The following is a 20,376-nucleotide window of genomic DNA, read 5'->3' as shown; positions in this document are numbered from 1 at the left end:
ATGGCGGGTATTCGGTTTGGATCAGAAAACGGTAGGTCACACAGACCAGTCCACACAGACTGTATTTTCAGTTGTAGAATCGGCTCCTTTTTTCCAGCAAGAGCGCAAAAGCAAGATGACGCACGTACCAATCGATAACAAAAACACTGACATCGAGGTTCTGCGTGCCTATGCCATCGCTATCACAGTTATTGCGCACCTCAACATTCTGATCCCTCAATGGTATGGGGTAACCGCGTACTTCTGGCTCGGAGGCGGAGTAGACCTTTTCTTTTGTATATCCGGCTTCTTAATTGCCGGAACATTAATGAGAAGTTCACAGAGCATTGGGTTCGTACGCTATGCATCTTCATTTCTTGTAAAACGCGCATTCCGCTTGTGGCCAGCAGCAATTCTATGGGCCACCGTAACCCTCTTCATATCTGAATCGTTTGATGTTGCGAGAACTTTCGGGCCTCAAGACTTAGTACTGCAATCATGGATTTACGGAATTCTCAACATTGAGAATATCCACATTTGGATGATCGGAAACGCAGAACACCCTACACCGATTTGGCATTATTGGAGTCTCTCACTTGAAGAGCAATTTTACTTATTGCTTCCGGCAACACTGTACTTTGTCAAAGATAAGAGATTCTTAATTGCTCCGATTCTGGCTTTCGCGCTCTATCAGACGCTCACTATCAGACCTTGGGGCACTATATGGTGGTTCACTCGCAGTGACGCCTTGTTGTACGGAGTGACGATCGCCATATTATGGCAATACTATCCAGATCAAATACGCAATTTCTTTATTGGGAGACGAAAAAGCTCTTTGACCATCTTGATGGTTATATTGCTACCACTTCCCGTCCTACTTTCAAAGACCAGCTGGTCACCTTACTACATGGGACTTGTTTCGATTTCTGCCACTTCATTAATTCTGTTGGCTTCCGCAAATCTCAGCTTGCTTGGAAGACAAGGAAAGCTCCACGCAGCCGCTATGTACATTGGCTCAAGATCCTATTCTATATACCTTATTCACAACCCTGTGTTCGCCATTACAAGAGAGCTGATACTGCAGCTGGAAATATCCGAACTACAAAGCAAGGGCTCCACGCTTATGGCGCTTATAGCCGCCATGACGGCGACAATAATGATCTCAGAATTTTCCTATCGACTGATCGAAACACCGTTGAGAATTTATGGTGCTCGATTATCCATAGAAAGGTTAAAGCGTGCTCCAGTCGTCCCGCTCCAGCCGTAGTAGTGGAGCAAAATAGGCAGAAAGAATCGAGATTAGACCGGAAACCCTAACCTCTCGGTAGGATCTGCAGCAGCTGCTGAGTGATGTACATAGGCGTTCTCCAGGCAAAATCCCGCTCAAGAAAGGGTTGCGGGTTCATGGGGAATTTTCCTCAGGCGGGGCAACGGGCCAGTTGATGCTGTCAGGCCACCCTGCCTGGTCAGGTAGGCGGTTCAGCTCAACGCGGTATTTCTTCCAGGCCTTCAGCAGAGCAATGTCAGCGGTCGTTGCGTCGTCGATGTCGACTGCGTCCTGCAACGGCGGGATTGCATAGTCAGCAATTGCGCGGCGGCGCGCGCACTCAGCCACCGCCACGGCAACTGGGTCCACTGGTGCAGGCTCGATTGGCGACTCTTCAACGGCTGGTCCAACGTTGAATCCTCCGCTAATGGTCACGACCAAGCCGGCCACCATCCCCTCAATCGCTGCGGCGTACTGCGCGTCCGAAATTTCAATCCCGCCAACCAGTGGGTCCTGGCTGATCTGCCCGTCAATGGCGTACGGCATTATTTGACCCTCATGTAAAAGGTTGCGCCAATGGACTTCGCCCGAGTTTCAGTCGAAACCCTCGGTGAACCGTTGGCACCGTTGATGATGGGCACACCGATGGCCAGGTCGTTACCGGTTGTGCCCGTCGAGGAACGAATTCCAAAACCGTTGCTGCTGGCACCGGCGTCATAACCCACACCCGTGGCGCCGCTGTCCGCGATAGCACCGGGGGTGCCGACAGTCTGTCGATGACCGTGGCCCTGCAGCGCATCTTGCTCAGCAGTGCCTGACGCGCCCGCACGAATCACCCGGCGCTCGGTGTTGATCAGGCTGATGAACGCGCCATTGATCGGGCTCCCAGCCAAGGACAGTGTTGCCGTCGCCACAACCAGCGGGGCCGAGCCGGAAACGGACTCCCCCGTCAGCAACCCGGCGTTGTACGAATCCGAGGCAGTGAGCTTGATGTAGCGGTAGGCATTGCCGGTGGGCGGCGCCGCGCCGCCATAATGGTCGTAGACCGGGATGGGCACGCCAATGGGCTGGAGCGCCCAGGGATCGGCGCTACCATCAAACTTTGCGTACAGCTCGTCGAAGTTCGACTGGGTCTTGAGGAAGGCGCTGCGCGGCGTATCGCCGCCCGCCCCCGTAGGCACAGTGCCGAGGTTAATCGTCTGTTTTGACATGGTTTTTCCCGTTATGAAGCGACGTCGACATAGTTGAAACTGCTAGGCGATGGGCTTGGCGAAGACAGCAGGCAGTGAAAAGCTGAACGGGTTGTTCAGCGCAGAAGTGGTGAACCAGAGCTGAGAGGCGGCGAAGTCGTAGGTGATCCCTGTTCCCCTTCCCACGTTGTCGCCGGACAACATCCGCATCCCTGCGTTGTTGATCATCAAATACTCATCAGCCGAAGTGCTGAACGGTGATGAATACCAGTTCGTGTAGAAGCCTTGCGCGTCCTGGGTCGACTTCACATACGTCCAATTCTGATAAAACCGAGTGAACACCGCGGCCTGCTTTCCGCTGTCGAACAGGAGCTTTGAGGCCCCATCCCACAATCGAAGCCCGAACGAAGCGGTTGGAGTTGGTGCAAACCCGCCGATAAAGTATTTGCCGTTCGGGGCATAGTTGGTTGGGCCAGTGATATTGATGCCTGTCCAATTCCCAGCAGAACCGAGGATGCTGCACCCAATTGTGACCAAGCCTCCGTTGTTGTTAGGTCTGAGGAATACCAGCGGCGGCTCTTGCGTGGTAATTACAGGATTGAAGCTGATCGTCGCGCTGCCGGCGCCGCCTGAGTAGGTCCCAATCTGGAGAACGCACAGCCTGGAGTACTCCGAGTCGATACTGATCACTCCAGCATCATTTACAACCGAAAGACCAAATCCGGGCATCAGTACCACCTCATAACGATCAATCGCATGGTGCTGTGGGAAAACATCGCCCCCGCGTACCCGTTGATGTAGTTCCTGACATTGACAACGCCATCTAATACTTCAGTTTCCAGCTGACGATCATCTGCAGCTGCTGCGCCTATTGGGAGAACCATTGCGACAGCGTTATTTGCGTTACATCCGGGCGCAGAGAATTGCTGAGTGCTCTTTCCTGCTGCGCCCGCGAATGACACCAGAGAGGACAGGACGATTCGCCAAGTCGCCGTATCCGTGTTGAATTGGAGAGTCCCATCGCCACCCCAGATCCTTAGTCCATGGCTCATGCGTCGAGATCTCCCAGTTGCACACGTTTCACGCCGTTCGAGTCGTACACCTTGATCGCCCGGTTGGTCATTGTCAGTCGCCCGCCACCCGGTGCCGGTCCGTTGAACTCAAGATTGCCGGCCTTATCGAGCCTCCAGCCTTGTACGTTCGCGATGTAGTTGTCCGATTGCAGGTACTGACCAATCTTCAGCATGGTGATGCTGCCGTCCTGGATGAAGGCGGAGTTCATGAACACCTGACCGCCCTGCACCGCAAACGGCACAGAGATCGCGCCACCGGCGATGGTGTTGACGATGGCGAAGCGATCAGCGCTGACCAGGAATTGGCTCTGCAGGCCGGCGCCGGTGTTCTCGATGCCCAGGCCAATGCCAGCGGCGACGTACTGCCCGCCCGCCGTGACCTGCATCTTCACCGACCACATGGTCGAGGCCTTGCCGTCCAAAGTGGCCACAGCCTGGCTGGTGGTTTGAACGACCGCGTTGGTCTGGTTTACCTGAGCCTCGACCGTTTCGAATTTCTTGGCCGTGGCAATGCCGTCCTCAAACCGCGCCGACTGCTCGGACCACACCCCGGCGTAGACCTGATCTGAACCCGCGTACCCGCCTGTGTCGCCCGCGAGCGCGGGATTCACCTGCACATACACACCGTCGAGCTTCGACGCCTGAGCGATCAACTGATCGCCCTGATGCTCGATATCCAGCGTGTTTTTCGAGACCTGAGCGGCCAGTGCATTGGCCTCCTCCAAGACCTGGCCAATGTCATCCCAGAAGGTAGGGTTCGGCGGTGGAGTGTTGACTGGAACTGTCTGCGCTGCCTGATACAAGCGTCGCCCCACTCGCACCGTTTCCCCTTTCAGGTAAGTTGACTCAGGGTCGTACTCGAGCGCGTCGGCGATGTTGTCGATCTGCTCCTGAAGACCGGGAATCTTATCGATCTCGTCTAGGATGTCCTGGCCCAGCTCAGTGCGACCGATCTCTCCGGCGATCATTTCCAGAATGTCACCAGCGTTCGCGCTGGACTGCCCCTGCACACCTATTCCAATCGGGTACCACGGCCCGATGTTGCCGATCTTGTCGACGATCCGACCCCAGAAGTAGAACGTCACGCCTGCGCGCAGGCCGAGCATGGAGAAGTCACTCTGCGGATAAGCCAAGTCGGTCAGCTTGGTCGCGGCATCCAGTTCGGTGGTCGGCCCGTACCAGATTTCAGTTCGTTGGCTGTCCTCCGCACCAGCAGGGAATCCCCACTTTAGATAGATACCGAACAGCAGCGGTGTGGCCGTCAAGTACGACAGCGCCGGCGGCAACCCCTGCTTTCCGCTGAGGTTGGTCAGGATCGAGTTACGCCATTGCGACGAGATGTCGAACGCACTCACCGCGCGGACTCGGGCCACGTAGGCGCCGGCATAAATACCGACCACGTCCACGTTGGTCATGCCGGTGCGCTGCAGCTTGATCCAGTTGCCGCTGTCCTTGCGCCATTCAACGTCATACCCGACCGCGCCATCCACGGCAGGCCAACTGATGGTCATGGTCGCCACGGACAAGCCCTGCACCACCGACGACGTCGATGCGAGGGACACGCTCGCCGGAGCCGGAACAACGGTGATCGGAATCACGCTGATCGGCCGCTCTTCCAGGCGCGCACCGGTATCGATGTGAGCGAATTTGCTCGGCTCGAACTGCAGCGCGCTGATCTCGAAGTCGCCCTCGGTGGTACGCTTGGTGCGCAACACGCGGTACAGCGGAATTGCCAGGTCGTCAGCGTCGAGCGCCCACTGCAGTTGCGCGGCCGGCGGCTCGCTGTAGGCGACCGTGACGGTCACGGCACGGCCGTTGACGCTCTGCACGGTGCGCCCTTCGGCGCGGCCGCCCGGAAGGTTGATGATCAATCGATCACCGGCCTTGGCTTGGGTGTCGCGATCGAGCGTGACAACGCGGCCAGCCGCTGACGAGATTCGCCCGCCGACCTCCCGCCCGGCCAGCAGTGAGTCCGCCACCGGAATGATGTGGCCCGGCAGCGGGATAACGCCTTCCATACCGGTCTTGAACGATACGGTGCGGTCTTGGTTGTTGCTCAAGATCGCCCACTTGCCACGGCGCTGGGCCTCGGAGGCGCGGGTGCAGCCAATGGCACTCAGCTCGGTCGGCCGGTCGCCGTAGCGGCGCTGAAGGTCCAGGTCAGCGAACGGTATGACGTCGGTGTCGTAGTTGTTCGCCGGGTTGTCGTAGCTGACCAGCGCCCGGGTGTACCGGGTTTTCGCCGAGGCGCTGCCGTACGAAAACTTGCCGTCGATCACGTTGGCCCGGGTGAAGACGTAGTCGAAGTCCTGCGCCCGCGGCATGTCGGCCTGCATCACTAGTTGGCCCTGCGCCCAGTAGGTCATGCCCCGATAAATTGCCGAGATATCGCGCAGCAGCGACCAGGCGTCAGCCTTGCCCTGCAGGTTCATGTCACAGAGGAAGCGCGGCTCCTGACCGTTGAGGCCATCCGGCACCAGTTGGTCGCAGTACTGGGCGATCCGGTACAGCTCCCACTTGTCGACCATGAACGGCTTGATGCGCTTGCCCAGGCCGAAACGGTCTTCGGTGCAGATGCCGTAGGTGATCCACGCCGGGTTGTTGGTCCAGGCCGACTTCATCGAGCCATCCCATGTCCCGGTGTAGGTGCGCTGAATCGGGTCGTAGTTGCTCGGCACCATCCAGCGCCGCGCCTTGCACTTCACGGTCACCGCCGGGATGTTGGTGAACTGCTCGGCGTCGAACTCGATGTAGAGCAGCGCGGTGTTTGGGTACCGCAGCTTGGCGTCGATGACTTCGGTGTAGCCGGCCACCAGCATTGTGTCGGCAACCTTATTGCTGTTCTGGTTCGGCGTCAGGCGGCGCACGCGGATCTGCCAGCCCGTGGTGGCGGTCGGCAGGTCAATGCGGCGCGAGCGCTCGTAGCGCGTAGTGGTCTTTCCGTCGACAGCGTCCACAAGAACCTGCTGATAGGCGCCGCCGTCGGTGGCCACGTCGATGGCGTACTCGATCCGGTAACCGCCAACGTTGCCTTCGTCGTCTGACCGTTGCAGCGCCGGCCAAGCGAGGCGCATCCGTACCGCCGACAACTGGGTATTGCTGATCGAGCGCACCCACGGCGAATCGCTGCGCAGCTCAATGTTCAGCGAGGTCTCGTTCTCCACGGACGGGATGCCCGGGATGTAGGCCTGATCCACCGAGCCCGGGCGCCAGTCCCACTTCACGTTCGGGAAGTTGTAGTTGCCGCTGGCATCGCGGATCGGCGTGTTGTCCAGGTAGATGTCGTAATCGGTCGGGACGCTGTCGAACTCGCCCTCGCCCACGGCGATCAGCAATTTCGCAAGGTTGGTCGAGCGCAGGCTATCGCTGGCTTCGACCGGCGACTTCGGCTTGCTGCTGCCGCCCTTCTCGCCACTGATATCGATCTGTGCTGCTGCGCCCATGCTTTCCTCCAGGCATAAAAAAACCCGCTCAATGGCGGGTTCTCGTAAATCCGATAATTTTTATGGCGATTCGGCGAGCTCAAATTGCCGGCGGATTTCAGCAAGCTCCTCGTTGGTGACCTTTACCTCAAGGCCTTTCCACGGCAGGTCTATTTTTCGACTGCCCTTAAACACGCAAGGAGGATTAGTTTCCAAGTTCAACGACCAGCCCGGCATCTGTAGTTCCTCACCGTCTGCCGCAACAAGCCGCACGCCGAAAGCCATGTGATCAACTCCGTGAAATTTTCTTGAGCATATCCTAGCGTACGCCTCAAAAAAATTACGCTTTGTCTTCAGCCAGGATCGAGGCCGAGATGATCATTCCGCCCCAACGGCGCTCGCCGATGCAGATCGGTACCGGATTGCCGCTGGCCGTGGTGTTCTTGGCGCTGCCGAAGGCGTAGGACGGGGCGTTTTCGGGGGATGCGCTCTGTTTCAGCCCGGAGGCTTGGGGGCTGAGCATTTGAATTACGCCGCCCGCGATAAGGCCAATACCGGCGGGTGTCAAATAGGGCGCAGTGAAGGGAAGCGCGTAGGAAATTGCCAAGAGCACAACACCAACGACAGTTTGCAGAACACCTGCGCGCTTGCTCCCCTCGACAACCGGCACTATTCGAATCTCTCTGGTCCCACCAAGATCCAATTCAGCTTCGCCAACGTTCACCCGATTTCGAAAAACTGCAAAGCGCATACCCAGAGCGGCAAGCCTTTTGATTTCCGCCTCGAAGCCTTCGATAGTGCAGCTCATGGCCTTGAACACTTCGCGGGATGTGCCTGAATCGATCTTCTTGGCGTGAGACCTGCCAAACTTCTGCGCAAGAGAGCCCGATAGCTTGATGGTTGTCATGCCGGTAATGACGGCCACAATTGTTCTCCTTTCACAAAAAACCGCCTTTCGGCGGTCTTGTATTCATTTGCATTTTTGAATTGAGTCTCGCAAGGATCCACGCCCGATTTGCGACCATGCGACCCGCTGATAGAGCTTCGCCACGCTCCCAGCTTTGGCATTGCTGATGTCCAGCACATCATCTGTCTGCTGGGCAAAACCGCTGACCAGGCGGTAACCGGTAGTCGTTTCGCTCATGCTGGCATTTGAGTTGTGCTCTTGCCACGCAGGAAAAACACAGAGCGCGAAGGCTTTCGGTGTTTTTGCAGAAGAAACGGTAATTGTCGGCGCCTCAGACATGAGGTCCGATGGAGAGGAACACCCCGCCAACAGCGCTACAGCCAACGCTCCTACGATCAATTTCATGCAGGTCACTCCTGTGGAAATGGCTCACGATATCACCGTGCGTACTTGTGGCGCAGCACCAGGCGCGTGCGCTCACCCCACGGTCCGCCGAAAACGATGACCTCGGAGGGCCTGCCGTACAGATGGTGCAGCAGGAACGGCCCGGGGCCGAACGTCGCCGCATCCTCCCCTGGCAGCGCCGGGTCAGCGCCGAGAAAAATCCCGGCGTGGTTTGGGTACACGGTGCGCCCCACTTCCATCACGATCATGTCGCCGCGCTGCGGCTGATCGACCCGGTAGAACCCGGCGGCCTCGTAGTTCGCCTCGTACAGGCTGGCGTTTTCCTTGCTCTCCCACCAGCCATCGGCGCGCTTGAAAGCTTCGAACTCCAGTCCCCATTCACGCTTGTACCAGTCCGCGCAGACCTGCCAGCAGTCCCATGCGCCGTGGACGAAAGGCCGTTTGAGCAGCGGCACCTCACCGGCCGGCATGACCGTCCGAAGATCGCCTTCGGGCCAGCTCAGGATGTGCCAGGGCAATGCAGTCGCTTCGCACATAGCGAGATCGCGCGGCGAAGGCCGGCTGGTGGCGTCCGGATGCGAATGAACTACGCCGATTACTTCGCCGATATCTTCGGCTTGGGCGTACTCCTCCGGGTCGATGCGAAACTCCTCGTTCGGCTCGGTCGAAACATTGCGGCACGGGTAATACTGTTGTTTGCGACCGATGCCCAGCAGCAGCCCGCAGCACTCTTTCGGGTACTCGGCAGCCGCGTGCGCCTGGATCGCATTCAAAATGTGTTTACGCATATCAGCTCCGTGCGATCAGCGAGACGGCCGGGAAGCCACCGAACGGCAGCGGGTTTCCTTCGCCGAAGCGCGGGATACAGCCCTTTCCCAGCGTGGCATCGCATTCATCCAGTTCGGGGTTATCAGTGACGATTCCGTCCTTGCTTACGTACGGGCCGGTGTAGCCACAGTTCGGCCCTCGGTAGCCGCCGGTGAGGCACCAGTGGCACAACGTTGTGGCCTGCCGCCCAATCGACTCGCTGCCGACGTCGCCCGGGCTGGCCAGCTCCCAACTGACGTTTTCCCCGTCCTCGTTCGTCTTCTGGTCGATGTACCAGACCTCAATCGTCTCTTGGGTTGGGTCTGCCGTCGGATTGCCGACCGGGAAGTTCGCCGCGTCGAGGTAGGTGCCCAGCGTATGACGCATGGTCAGCTTGAACTCGAGCAGATCCTCGAAAGCCAGACAGAGCGCGGTGATGCGCCCGTTGACGTTGCCCACCGACAATGTCGGCCGAACCGCCGTGCCGTCACCGTTCGCCTCAATGCCGTCGATCTGCATCGGCCAGGCGCTGTACTCGTTGCCCTGCCAGTAGATCGCCTTCGCCGGCAGCTGGTCCGCGTTGTCGCCGGCGGCGATCAACTCGGCCGCCGTGTGCGGTATCGCGTGCCCGTGAAAGCGCAGAACGTCCGCGCCATAGTCCGTACCGTCCAATTCAAAGAGCAGCACTTCGCTGCCAGGCTCAAGCACCTGGATGTCACTGATCAGCGGCATGATTGCCCCTTATGGTTGGAATGCCCGCTCGAAAGTGGCTGTGAGTTTGAAGACCCCGCCGCCCATTGGTGTGGGAGCGGGATTTTTGCAGGTGAAAAGCCCGAGCTCGCCGAGCGGCGTTGTCCAGAGAAACGCTTTCGCGCCGGCGTGCCGGTCGAGGAACTTCATGATCTCCAGCACCGTGGCCTTTTGGCCGACGCAGGTAACCGGGTAGGAGTCCTCTTTGTTGTTCGGGCCGTCGCCGACGTTCTGCGCGTAGCCGTTGCCGAATTTCGAGGTGCGCACCCGATAGTTAATATCGGGTGTTTCCCCGCGCTCGGTCGGCCAGTTGAATTTCTCGATGGCCATCAGGCCCTCCCATTTGTCAGGCGCCAGATCGAACCGCCCGGCTGCAGCGCTCGGGCAATCGCAGTTTCCGCTTCGGTTTTCGCAGCCTGCTGGATGCTCTTGCCAAGTTGGTTGGTTGTCTCTTGCGAAACACCCACCCCGTCGCTCCCAGAAGTCTGCACCGAGACCGCTACCGGAAAGTTGTACGTGTTGCCGCCACCGCCGGACATTGCGGCCAGAGCAGGCCCGCCGCCGGTGGTCAACGGCGTGACGCTGCCGCCGTTGGCACCGGTCATCAGGAACGACCGGCCGCCCTCGTTGTAGAGCTCCGGTCCCAGTTCGTTGACTTCGTACAGAGAGTTCGGCGCAACAGGCCCGCCAGCAGCCCGATATCCGGAGAGATCAAACCCTGTGTAGCCGGCCTGCGATGCTCCGAGATCTGAAGACACGGCACCGGCAGATCCAGCGGCCAATCCATTCCCGCCGCCGCCACCGAAGTAGGAGCCAGCTGCTGATGCAGCAATACCGAACAGAGCGCTGAGTCCTTGAGAAGTAGCCTGCCGAGTGGCGATCTTCGCCATATCCGCCAACACCGATTTGGTGAAGTCAGAAAACGAGAATTTGCCGTTGATGGCGAAACTGGCTACTGCGTCCTCTGCCGAGCTGAATGCATTAGTGAGCAGGCTTTTCGTCTGCCCCGCCGCATTCTGTGCGGACTCCAGATAGTTCTGCCATGCCGACGAGGCTCCGGCACTCCAGTCGCTCTGGGCTGCCGTCATCTCGTCGTAGTTGGCTTGAACCGTGTCGTGCAGGTCCTGCTGGGTTGCCTTCAGCGCCGCCAGCTTCTGCGTGTACTCGTCAAGGCTCATGCCGCGCGAGCCATCGCCGTACTGGTTCGCCAGATCCAGCTTCTGCTGATTGAAGCGATCGTCGATGCCGTTCTGCTGGCTCATCAGATCGCGCTGGCGATCTCCCAGGCCGATGCCCGCCGCTGCACGCTGGCCTTGCTCACGCAGAGTTTTGACTTGTTGCTGCAGCGCGCTGCTATAGGTGTTGACGGCCTCGGTCTGCTTCTTCAGCCGGCCCTCTTCGTTCTTCGCCAGGACGCTCAGTTCGGTGTCAGCATCCTGCTGCACCTTGACCATGGCGGCCCGGGCGTCGGCGATTTTCTGGTCAAGCTGGATGCGCTGCGCGGCCGATGTTCCGGCTTTGCTCTTCGCCGCTTCCAGTGCGGCGATCTCAGCCTCATAAGCTGCAGTGACCTCGTCGCGCTCGTTGCTGATCATGGCTTCACGCGCTTGCAGGTAGTCAGCCTGCGAAATCAGTCCAGCCTTTTGCGAAGCATCCAGTTCCTTCTGAGCATTCTTGTACTCGGCGAGCACGGTATTGAGCGCATTTTTCGAGTCATTGAAGCCGGATAGATCGACGCTCCCTGGGGCTGTTTTGGAATCCTTATTCTGCTCGTCGATTGACTTGCGCAACTGGTCGTAGGCGCCACCGGAAAATTTCTTCCCGTCAAACTGAACACCATCCAGTAGCGGCGACTTTTGGCCAGTCTTCTCCGCGTTCTGATAGAGCTTGGTGAACTGGTCATCGAGCTTCTTGTACGCATCCTTACGCTTCGCGAGCGGGTTCAGGTTATCCATCTGCTTGTCCAGTTCCTTCTGGACAGCGATCAACTCCTTGTTCGCCCGCATCTCCTCGCCGGTCGCGGCAGCATTGCTTTCGCTCGCCGACAGACGCGCCTTCAGCCCCGCAAGCTTGGACTCCAGTGCCGGCGTCGAGTCGTCGTTCTCACCGTCGTTCAACCCCAGAAAGGAATTGAGCGAGCTCAGCCCGTTTGAAATCGCTCCTGTAACCCCACCCCCTTTCCGGGTTTCCAGCACGCGCTGGGTGATCTCGATCTGCTTTGCCAGGTCAGGGAAAATCTCTGACCTGACTTCAGCGTAGGCGCCCTTGATAGCCGCCTTCACTCGATCCCAATCGCGTTCGATATCGGACAGCGATTCTCGGTAGCTCTTCAGGCGCTCCTGGGCGGACTGATTTAGATCTTCACTGAGGGTGTCAAGCGCTCGCTGATGGTCGCCCTGATCATCAATCGCCTTGATCGTCTGGTACTGTTCGTAGGTGAGTAGCCCATACTGGTCGCTGATCTTCTCCGCCGCTTCTGTAGCGGTGTCGCCGGCATTCGCGAGCGACTTGGCGAGGTCTCCAGCGCCCTTCCCTGTCACCTCACCAATTGCTGCCGCGGCCTGAGCCAGGTTCTGCATTTGGACGCCGCTGGTAGCGGCACCGGAAGCCAGTGCGATCACCGCCTCGCGAGCGCCTGCAAAGTTCTCAGTGATCGCCCCGGCGGTTTCGGCCATCAACTTGAGGCTGGCTATGCTCTGACCGGCATCATTCGATCCGCCGTTGATGGCGACGTTGAACTCGCGGGCCTGCTTCTGTGCGTCGAAGTAGGCATAACCCAGCGCGCCGAGGACACCGGCCAGCAATCCGGCGGGAATCAGCGCTGCGGCCAGGCTCTTGGCAGACGCGCCGGCACCAGCGCCCAACTGAGCGACAGCCCGCGCACCACTCCCCCAATCCCCAGACTGCAGGGCATTGGTCAGCTGCATCACGTTTTCTTGCGCCTGGCGGGTGCCGAGCTTCAGCTTGTCGAATGCAGTTTCTGTCGCGGTCAGGCCGTCACGGTCTTTGCCGATCTTCGCCAGCGCCTCACCGTAACGAGTCGCGTCGATCTGGCCGGCCTTGTACAGATCGTTGAGCGCTTTCTCCTGCGCCTCCAGCTTTGCCAACTTCGCAGTGACCGGGTCGATGCCGTTGACAGTGCGCTTCAACGCTTCGATCTGACGGTTTTCAGCGTCGATCAGCCGCTGCTTCTGCGCCATCTCCTTGGATTCGGCTTTCTCGATCCGCTCATACGCCTTGCCAAGCCGATCCTGATAGGACTCCTGCTGCTCGATGGTGACGAGACCGCCCTTGCGAGCGCGTTCCAGCAAGCCTTCAGCCTGGATCAGTTGCTCCATGCTGCCAATGTTGCCGGACATCGCCTTGTCGAGCTGGCTGATGATTGCGATTTCACTGGCCGCGCTGGCACCTGCCTTGCGGCTGGCATCGACCTGGCGCTCTTTGGCGCCCGTAGCCTTGTCGATGCCCTGAGCAGCCTCGTTCTCGGCCTGGCTGATCTTCTTGCCAGTGTTGGCCAGGTCCTCGCCAGACTTACCGAGATCATCAATCGCCTTTTCGGCATCAACTGCCGAGTCGACCAGCTTGTCGAGATCGTCAGCCGCCTTGGATGCCGACGAGGAGTTCACCTCGATACCGAGGGACGCGAAGGTGGTGCTCATTTACTGTCCCTCTGTTCCGCCATCACCCGCAGGGCTTCGGCTTCCATGACGCGGATATCTGGAAAGACATAGGCGACCTCCGACCGGGAAAGCCCGAGGAATCCGGCGACATGGCGAATTGACGTGTAATCGAGTCCGGTAGCGCCGCACGCGCCTGTACGCCACTGGGTGCCCATCGCCTCGAAGACCTTGAAGGCCTGCCAGACATCAGGCCAGACCTCACAGATCTCATCGGGTATGTCACGAAGAGAAAGGCCGAAGGCCGCCAGCGATTCGGCTGACGGCCCCGGCTCGTACAGCTTGCGGGAGACGCTTAGGAGTTTCCCAGGCGCGCCTTGCTGAACGCATCGGAATAAGCGGCCAGCACCGCGCCCGGCGTGGCGGCAATGGAACTGACCAAGACGCGCAGATTTTCGTCGGTGAACTCTTCAGCGATATCCCAGCCGGCGACGATCGCCTTCAGCTGCTCGACCTGCAGATCAATCAGTAAAGCCGTGAACTGCTCAATGCCAGCCTCTTCCGCTTTCTCCTTGAGCGCCTTGTGACGCTCACCCCACTCCGCGTAGAGCCCAGCCAGTTCGGTGCGATCGCGATATTTGAATTCGAACTCAACGCTGACCGGGTCACCACCAACCGTTGGCAGCATGACGACATGGTTGAAGGTTGGATTCCGGGCGAGTGTGAACTTTGCCATGTTCCTTCCTTACGCCGAGGCGCTGTAACGGGTTGGGCGGCCGGTCAGCGCGATGCTGATAACGCGGGTCATCAGGTTGTTGCGCGACATGGTCGGGGTCGAAGTGATCGAAACGTAGCCGTTGTAGATGATCCGGCTACCGCCCGGCAGGTTCAGGCGCAGAACGCGGGCCTGTTTGTCGTCGTCCGCGGCCTCGCATACATCGACATAGGGCTGCGACGGATCGTCGGCGACCGTGATGGTCAGAGTGATCGGATTCTTGGTGGTCGGCATCTGGCGGTCGTCATCGTCAGCCAGGAAGCCGAACGTCAGAAATTGCTGGTCGCCGCCGCTCGACCCGAGCTCGGTGATTTTCGAGATCTCGGTGAAGGTCGTCACCTCGCGGGCGGCACCGACGCCCGAGCCGGCCGGATATTGCTGAATGTTCGTGGTGTTCACGCCATCGAGCGCAAAGGTGCCGCTGGCAATCTCGCCGACTTGCACGGCGCGGCCGTCCAGGCGGGTCCAACCGGAGTTGACGGCGACGATGTCGCCCTCGGCCAGTCCGTGCGCTGCCGCGGTCGCCACTGCCGGGTTGGCATTGGTCAGGGCAGTGAATGGGATTGCAGCGCCATAGGCGGAAGCAATTTCGAACGTTGCGCCGTTGGGCATTTGAATGCCGGCCATGAGGTTTTTCCTCTCTTCCAGAAATGACAAAACCCGCTCGATGGCGGGTTCTGGGTTTGCCCAATGGGCGGATTAGATAGTGCTACTCAAGCTTCATATTGCTACGCACTTCATCCAGCGGTATGCCGGACTTCGAACCGACAACCACGCCGGTGAGTCCGCAGTGTGGACAACAAGCATGCAGTTCTTCGTACCATTTGATGATTTCGGCCGGCATCAGCCATGCGCCGCACCCAGTACATAGGCACCGGTCGCTCCCGCCAATTTCCTCACGGTTTCGATAGCAGTGGGCATCCACCAATTCGCTGAGGTATTGAAGCCGTTGCTTCCGATTTTCATCCATCATCAGTCCGCTCTTAAGAGTTGATGATGGAATTCTACCTCAGCAGATCAGTCGGTATCGGCTCGGTACATGAACGACACCGGTACTGTGTAGATTGTGTCGCCAGAAATGCCGGGGCCCTGCTCGACCGGTGTCATGGTCACCACGGTCAGCACGCCCTTCGTGGTTCGCTCGTACAGCGGAAACAGCGCGGCGATCTGGTCGGCCAGCGTGCCGGCGGCACCGCGGTACTTGCCGGACGGCGTCACGATGCTGACCTGGAACACGCCGGTGTACAGCTTGTGGTCTCCGGCAAGCGTGCTGCTCGTGGTATCGCCCGGCAGCGTGAACGCCTTCAGGTAGGTAGCGCCGTCCACTGGCGTGTATGCCTCGTTCTCCACCACAACCTTGAGCGGTGTCGGCAAGGCCTTCGCCCAGGCGATCAACTTGGCCTCATAGATCGAGGCAATAGTGTTGTGGCTCATACCTGATTGTTCCTGATGGCTTCGTCGACGATCTGCTGGAACCGTGCGAGCGTGATGCGCACCATTCCGCCCGGTGCCTGTTTCGAATGGCCGTACTCGAGCGGTACCGCATATGGCAGGTTGTTCACGATGTACGCCGTTTGCCCGATGGTCAGCTGCTCGACCTGAAGCCTGAGCTTCGCCAGCGTGACGCCGCCGGCCGGATCGACCTGATCAAGCTCACCTTCAGCCGGCGTTCCAATCGAGAATTGCCAGTTACCGCGGAATCGGCCCCCGACGTAATCCTTGCCAGCAACCAGTCCATTCACGCTGAAGTTCTGGTCGCGCTCGGTCTTTGTCAGCGGCTTGGCGTACTTCACGCCGCGCTTCAGCTTCCCGGCCTTGGTGAAATTACTCTCATCGAGATTGATGAGGGTGTTGCGCACGGCGACCTTGAAATCGTAGTCATCGGCAGCGCGGGTGTTGGTAGCGCGATGCGCCACGTTCGCAGCCCAGATCTCGGGGTTGCCCACCGGAGACATCCGGATGACGCTACTGCCAATCTCGATCACGATTTCGCGGAAGGTGGCGTTGATCCCGGCCTGAACCTGCTCGGCAAACTGATGGATGCTCTCGGCAAAGCTGCCGTTGAAGCCTGTGTATTTACTCACGTCAGACCCTCAACTGAATGGTCCAAGTGGCACCTGCAGGATCCTGGGCGACGTTGAGCGCGCGCTTGCCGCCAATGATGTCGCCAATTTTTGGAGTGGCAGCCTCTGCTGTTGGCTCTCCAATCACGGTGATGAAAAGCTCGTTCTGCAGTACTAGCAGCTTTTCGTCGGTCTTCTGGATCAAGGAACCGTCGATTTCTTTGGCCAGGTAGCTGCCAAATACTCCACGACCGCCGTAGGTGGTGGTCACCTCAGGCGCGCCGCCGAGGTCAGGGTCATACTCGCCAACAACCTTGCGGACACCTGTCACTGGCTTCACCGCGTCGGCAAGGCCATCAGGATCATCGAACGCTTCCGCCATTTCGGCCTGTATCTCTTCACGCATGCCCATGATCAGGTCCTCTTGAGCATCATTACGCCGGAGCGCTTGATCCAAGGATCGAGCAGCGCCAGTGCGAAGTTCACACCCGCTGACTGATCGGTAGAGCCCGCCACGTAGGTCTTGCTCACCGACGTGCCGGGCTGAGCCGATACGGTCTTGCTCTGCACTTCCTTCTGCGTGGACGTGTACAGCTTGCCCGTCGCCGCCTCTTTGGCGACCTGAGCGCCGGCTGTTTTGATCTCAGTCGGAACGGGATCTGGAACAGCCCGCTTAATCTTGGTCGTGAGCCAGGCATTGGCCATGGTCACGGCAAGGACCGGATCACCGGTGCCGGCCCAGCCAGGACCGAGCTGAGCGTCAACATCGGCTACGGTGATAAAGTCAGTCATGTGCTTGTCCTTATTCCGCCGGCACCAAGGCCTGCAGGTCTTCTTTCTTGGCGGTCGGATCGAAGGTGATGCCCTTCTCAGTCAGCCATTCTTTCAGTTGGGGAACCTTCATTTTCAGAGGGTCAGTTTCCGGGGTTTCCTGCTCATTGCCGTCGGATACCTTGATGCCAGCCGCTTGGTAGGCATCGACGATATCCGGGGCATCGCCATCGACGACCACCTCGGTAGCGGAGCCGATGACACCGAAGAATTCGCTCAGCAGGCGGTAGCACACGCCGCGCTCTTTGCCCGGCTTGTCCGTGTAGATCACTTTCATAAGTCACCTCAAAAGTATCCTGACGCCATACGGGCGCCAGGTTGTGTGGGCCGAATTAAGGCGTGGTGGTACCGCTGATCACGGCGGCGAATGGAACCTGCTTGCGGCTGAACACGCGCTGCCAATTGGCTGCGGCGGCGTACTGGGTCGCGGTCGGGCTGGCGTTCTGGGCTTCAGAACCTTTCCAGCTGAAACCAGCAGGCTGGAGGATGTAGGTCTTCCGCTCCCACAGCACTTCAGCACCGCCACCGTTGCCGCCGCCTGGCTTACGTTCGAGCTCGACTGGCACCTTCGGGGCACCTTCGCCGTAGCCGAAAGCGCCCTGGCCGAAGAACACGGACAGGTATTTGCCAGCGCCATAGACCAGACCGTCATCCATGAACACCGGTTTACCCAGATAGGTGGCCAGGATGATTTTGCCGTCGGAGTCACGCAGGTACTCGATCAGGTCTTGCTTGACCATCTGGTTCATCACGACCGAGTGCACGCCGATCGCGCCGAACTGATCAGCCGCATCGCCCGCAGTGAACGCGGCGTCTTGGAAGGCATTGGCGTTGATAGTCGCGCCCGCGTCGATAACCATGTCACCGCCGTTATTGGCGATGTTCGAGGCGATGATGCCGCGAGCGGCGCCCAAGGTGTAGCGCTGCCACTGGCGGGTCCAGTAGGTGCCGAAGCGGTTGCGGATCTGCTGCTGTGGCTCGGTGTTGGCCAGCTCCGCAGTCAAATCCGTTACGCCGTAGCCTTTGTTGAGGTACAGGACGCGAGCACGCATGCTGTCCTGCTCGACCTTGCCTACCTCACCCTGGTCGTTCGGGTCATCGTTGCTGATGTTCGGGGCTTCATCGGCGTTGAGATCCTGCCAGTAGCTGATCTCGGCGGTACCTTGGCTGCCGGAAGCGATCGCATCCAGCACAGGCGAGCGAGTCACAATGCCCGACTCGTAAACAGCAGTCTTTTCCGGGCTGTTAACCGGTGCCAGCGAGGCGTAGTAATCGCCGACGAAGATGTCGGTCAGTTGGGTAGTTGCCATGGATTAAGTTCCTTTGGTGGCCTGGAGTTTTTTGAATGCGTCGGGGTTATCCCGGGCCAGCGCGGCGCGCTCCTGCTCGGTGTACTCACCCCACTTTTTCGTGGCCTTGCCACCGTTGTCGCCGGTCTGCCCGGCACCCTGAGCCCTTGGCCACAGGTGTGTTGCTGTTTCACGCAGAGATTCCGCCCATTCGAGCGGCGACAGCGGGGTCTTTCCGTCCTTCCCGTAAACGACCTCGCCGTCACGGTCGGTGGCAATCGCCTCGCCGTCTTCACTGAGTTTGAAAGTGCCCCGGGCGCGCAGGATGATGTCCTCGGTAGCCTCAGGGAGCGCTCCGGCCTTGATGGCAGCGGCGCGGATTGAATCAGCCAGCACCTTGTCGCTGTATTTGGCAGCGAACTGCTCGGCCTTGTCGGCACGGGCTTTCTCGGCGGCCAGCTTGGTGTCGTAGTCGGTGCGCAGGCGTTCGGTTCGGCGGGTGATGACCTCGTCCAGCTTGCCCTCGGCAATCAGCTTGGTCTCTTCATCCTGTCCAACTTTGGTCAAGAGCCCTTTTACGGCTGCGATGTCCAGGCCTTCGAACTGGCCCTTAAAGCCTTCCAGCTCTGTTTTAGTGGTCCGGAGCGAGCCAAGCAGCTCGGTGTTTTTGTTCTTGAGGCCCAGGGTCGCAGCCTCGACAGCTGCAGCAATGGCGGTCTGAACTGCCGGGTCTTCAAGATCAATCTGGTTTTCGTCTGCCACTTGGTGCACCCCTTGGGTTTGGTAAGCCCGTTTTACGGACATAAAAAAACCCGGCGATGCCGGGTTATTTAATTTCAATTAATTTTCTATTCGTATCTGCTCAAATGCAGCAACTTCTCTCAAAAGAGCTTTCACTTTGATGTCTAAAGGAAATACAAAAGCATCAACTGATGTAAGTACCTCAACGCTTAAATCATCAATGCTTGTGCATTGGAGGGTATTGATTGCCATGAGTAAGGGCCGCATCTTACTAACATGCCATTCCAGTTGGAAATCGTCTTTGAATCCTAGATATTGAGGAAGCTTCGGCTCGGTACCAGTCAAATCATGGCCGAAGAGTGAAATAGAGACACCGTCACTTTTGGCAAGCAGAACACCTCTGACCTTAGAGGTGAAGTGTCCATGAGATGTGAATCTCATGAGTGCGTAGCTACTGGATGCACCCTGTTCGATTGTTATTTCGTCTTTTCGCGCTACAGCCTGCTGCGCCTCGTTTCGTTTATGGAGATATAGAGTAGATAGGACTGCGATGAGTGCACCAACCCCGGACACCCAATCGCCAGCACTGCCCCATACCCACACATACTTGACGGTCGAGCTTGGGTTTAAATTAATTCCCGCTGTCAAACCTAAGACAACGGAAACAACACAGGCAATAACAGCGATTAGGATAAACGTAATGTTCATAGAAGCTCCTTTTTGGAAGGGAGCTTTATATCAGGCCACTGAAGCTCTTACCATCATTGCGCCACCACACTAATCGTAACCCTCGTGTCAGCAAGAAATCAGCGAATTGCGCCCTGCTCGGCGCGTATGGCGGCGGCCGCATGCGAAAGCCTGGCGTATCTCGGTTGAGCCGCGTGCGCCGGCCATTCGGCTCAGTGCAATGCGTCGGCTCCTCGATCAGGAAGCCCTGTTCGACAGCGTATAGCTCGACGGCCAGCCGTACCTGGCCCCATTCAAGCTCAAAGGGCACGAATGTCTCGGAGAGCGTCTGGTATTCGATCTTGCAGTCACGCCGGGGCCAGGCCATAGCCTGATCGGGATTGGCCTTGCTGCCCTTCCATTGACGAGCGTTGATATCAGCTGCGGCGCGCAGCAGCAGTTCGACTTGATCGGCCTCAGCTTCAGGGATCCGGAAACCGTAGTAGTCGCGGTAGAAGGTCAGCTTCTCCAGCGGCACGAAGCTATTCGCGTCCGGCCTTCCCTTCCCGTCCTCAACGATGATCTGCATGCGGT

General features: G+C 58.7%; 25 protein-coding genes. 1 reads left to right on the top strand and 24 read right to left on the bottom strand.

The window, feature by feature from the left end; genetic code table 11:
• Positions 1-16: 16 nt before the first annotated feature.
• The gene (locus ACS4NR_RS06860) at positions 17-1,246 is read left to right on the top strand and encodes an acyltransferase family protein (protein WP_456019496.1); all 1,230 of its coding nucleotides are present in this window, start codon (positions 17-19) and stop codon (positions 1,244-1,246) included.
• A 135-nt stretch (positions 1,247-1,381) separates the two neighbouring features.
• On the opposite strand, the gene ACS4NR_RS06855 is transcribed toward ACS4NR_RS06860, so the two are convergent.
• The 24 genes from ACS4NR_RS06855 to ACS4NR_RS06740 all read right to left on the bottom strand — a co-directional run bounded on the left by ACS4NR_RS06855 (position 1,382) and on the right by ACS4NR_RS06740 (position 20,371).
• On the bottom strand, positions 1,382-1,792 hold the full coding sequence (locus tag ACS4NR_RS06855) for a tail fiber assembly protein (protein WP_456019495.1): 411 nt from the start codon (positions 1,790-1,792) through the stop codon (positions 1,382-1,384).
• Positions 1,792-2,457, bottom strand: coding sequence for a hypothetical protein (locus ACS4NR_RS06850; protein ID WP_456019494.1), 666 nt, complete (start codon positions 2,455-2,457; stop codon positions 1,792-1,794). Before ACS4NR_RS06850 ends, ACS4NR_RS06855 begins: the two co-directional genes overlap by 1 nt.
• Before the next feature lie 42 nt (positions 2,458-2,499).
• Complete coding sequence (locus tag ACS4NR_RS06845) at positions 2,500-3,165, bottom strand: hypothetical protein (RefSeq protein WP_456019493.1); 666 nt, start codon at positions 3,163-3,165, stop codon at positions 2,500-2,502.
• 319 nt (positions 3,166-3,484) lie between these two features.
• Positions 3,485-6,952, bottom strand: a complete 3,468-nt coding sequence (locus tag ACS4NR_RS06840) for a host specificity protein J (RefSeq protein WP_456019492.1) — start codon at positions 6,950-6,952, stop codon at positions 3,485-3,487.
• A 60-nt stretch (positions 6,953-7,012) separates the two neighbouring features.
• Positions 7,013-7,216, bottom strand: a complete 204-nt coding sequence (locus ACS4NR_RS06835) for a hypothetical protein (protein ID WP_456019491.1) — start codon at positions 7,214-7,216, stop codon at positions 7,013-7,015.
• 55 nt (positions 7,217-7,271) lie between these two features.
• Positions 7,272-7,838 (bottom strand): tail assembly protein, encoded by a 567-nt coding sequence (locus ACS4NR_RS06830; RefSeq protein WP_456020366.1) that lies wholly within the window; start codon positions 7,836-7,838, stop codon positions 7,272-7,274.
• 63 nt (positions 7,839-7,901) lie between these two features.
• A complete protein-coding gene (locus tag ACS4NR_RS06825; RefSeq protein ID WP_456019490.1) occupies positions 7,902-8,243 on the bottom strand; it encodes a hypothetical protein in 342 nt (113 codons plus the stop codon).
• A 32-nt stretch (positions 8,244-8,275) separates the two neighbouring features.
• Complete coding sequence (locus tag ACS4NR_RS06820) at positions 8,276-9,031, bottom strand: C40 family peptidase (RefSeq protein ID WP_456019489.1); 756 nt, start codon at positions 9,029-9,031, stop codon at positions 8,276-8,278.
• Position 9,032: 1 nt separating this feature from the next.
• Positions 9,033-9,782 (bottom strand): phage minor tail protein L, encoded by a 750-nt coding sequence (locus ACS4NR_RS06815; protein WP_456019488.1) that lies wholly within the window; start codon positions 9,780-9,782, stop codon positions 9,033-9,035.
• Positions 9,783-9,791: 9 nt separating this feature from the next.
• Positions 9,792-10,130: a phage tail protein gene (locus ACS4NR_RS06810; protein ID WP_456019487.1), complete on the bottom strand. Its 339-nt coding sequence runs from the start codon at positions 10,128-10,130 to the stop codon at positions 9,792-9,794.
• On the bottom strand, positions 10,130-13,459 hold the full coding sequence (locus tag ACS4NR_RS06805; RefSeq protein ID WP_456019486.1) for a phage tail tape measure protein: 3,330 nt from the start codon (positions 13,457-13,459) through the stop codon (positions 10,130-10,132). Before ACS4NR_RS06805 ends, ACS4NR_RS06810 begins: the two co-directional genes overlap by 1 nt.
• On the bottom strand, positions 13,456-13,758 hold the full coding sequence (locus tag ACS4NR_RS06800) for a DUF1799 domain-containing protein (RefSeq protein WP_456020365.1): 303 nt from the start codon (positions 13,756-13,758) through the stop codon (positions 13,456-13,458). Before ACS4NR_RS06800 ends, ACS4NR_RS06805 begins: the two co-directional genes overlap by 4 nt.
• A gap of 14 nt (positions 13,759-13,772) precedes the next feature.
• The gene (locus ACS4NR_RS06795) at positions 13,773-14,153 is read right to left on the bottom strand and encodes a phage tail assembly chaperone (protein ID WP_456019485.1); all 381 of its coding nucleotides are present in this window, start codon (positions 14,151-14,153) and stop codon (positions 13,773-13,775) included.
• A 9-nt stretch (positions 14,154-14,162) separates the two neighbouring features.
• The gene (locus ACS4NR_RS06790; RefSeq protein WP_456019484.1) at positions 14,163-14,819 is read right to left on the bottom strand and encodes a phage tail protein; all 657 of its coding nucleotides are present in this window, start codon (positions 14,817-14,819) and stop codon (positions 14,163-14,165) included.
• A gap of 82 nt (positions 14,820-14,901) precedes the next feature.
• A complete protein-coding gene (locus tag ACS4NR_RS06785; RefSeq protein WP_256584874.1) occupies positions 14,902-15,165 on the bottom strand; it encodes a hypothetical protein in 264 nt (87 codons plus the stop codon).
• A 44-nt stretch (positions 15,166-15,209) separates the two neighbouring features.
• Complete coding sequence (locus ACS4NR_RS06780) at positions 15,210-15,626, bottom strand: phage tail terminator-like protein (RefSeq protein WP_456019483.1); 417 nt, start codon at positions 15,624-15,626, stop codon at positions 15,210-15,212.
• Entirely contained in the window at positions 15,623-16,276 is a 654-nt protein-coding gene (locus ACS4NR_RS06775; protein WP_456019482.1) for a hypothetical protein, read from the bottom strand. Before ACS4NR_RS06775 ends, ACS4NR_RS06780 begins: the two co-directional genes overlap by 4 nt.
• Position 16,277: 1 nt before the next feature.
• Positions 16,278-16,667, bottom strand: coding sequence for a hypothetical protein (locus ACS4NR_RS06770; protein ID WP_456019481.1), 390 nt, complete (start codon positions 16,665-16,667; stop codon positions 16,278-16,280).
• Positions 16,668-16,669: 2 nt separating this feature from the next.
• Positions 16,670-17,047 carry a hypothetical protein gene (locus ACS4NR_RS06765; protein ID WP_456019480.1) on the bottom strand — a complete coding sequence of 126 codons (378 nt, stop codon included), beginning with the start codon at positions 17,045-17,047 and terminating at the stop codon, positions 16,670-16,672.
• 10 nt (positions 17,048-17,057) lie between these two features.
• Positions 17,058-17,363 carry a HeH/LEM domain-containing protein gene (locus ACS4NR_RS06760; protein ID WP_456019479.1) on the bottom strand — a complete coding sequence of 102 codons (306 nt, stop codon included), beginning with the start codon at positions 17,361-17,363 and terminating at the stop codon, positions 17,058-17,060.
• Between the two features lie 55 nt (positions 17,364-17,418).
• On the bottom strand, positions 17,419-18,396 hold the full coding sequence (locus ACS4NR_RS06755) for a major capsid protein (RefSeq protein WP_103485001.1): 978 nt from the start codon (positions 18,394-18,396) through the stop codon (positions 17,419-17,421).
• A gap of 3 nt (positions 18,397-18,399) precedes the next feature.
• Positions 18,400-19,137 carry a hypothetical protein gene (locus ACS4NR_RS06750; RefSeq protein WP_456020364.1) on the bottom strand — a complete coding sequence of 246 codons (738 nt, stop codon included), beginning with the start codon at positions 19,135-19,137 and terminating at the stop codon, positions 18,400-18,402.
• 78 nt (positions 19,138-19,215) lie between these two features.
• A complete protein-coding gene (locus ACS4NR_RS06745) occupies positions 19,216-19,824 on the bottom strand; it encodes a hypothetical protein (RefSeq protein WP_456019478.1) in 609 nt (202 codons plus the stop codon).
• A gap of 25 nt (positions 19,825-19,849) precedes the next feature.
• Positions 19,850-20,371 carry a DnaT-like ssDNA-binding protein gene (locus tag ACS4NR_RS06740; protein WP_456019477.1) on the bottom strand — a complete coding sequence of 174 codons (522 nt, stop codon included), beginning with the start codon at positions 20,369-20,371 and terminating at the stop codon, positions 19,850-19,852.
• Positions 20,372-20,376 lie beyond the last annotated feature (5 nt).

Source organism: Pseudomonas sp. JQ36, from assembly GCF_053851495.1.
Note: the sequence above shows the minus strand (reverse complement) of the source record. Positions and strands in the feature narration are given on the sequence as shown.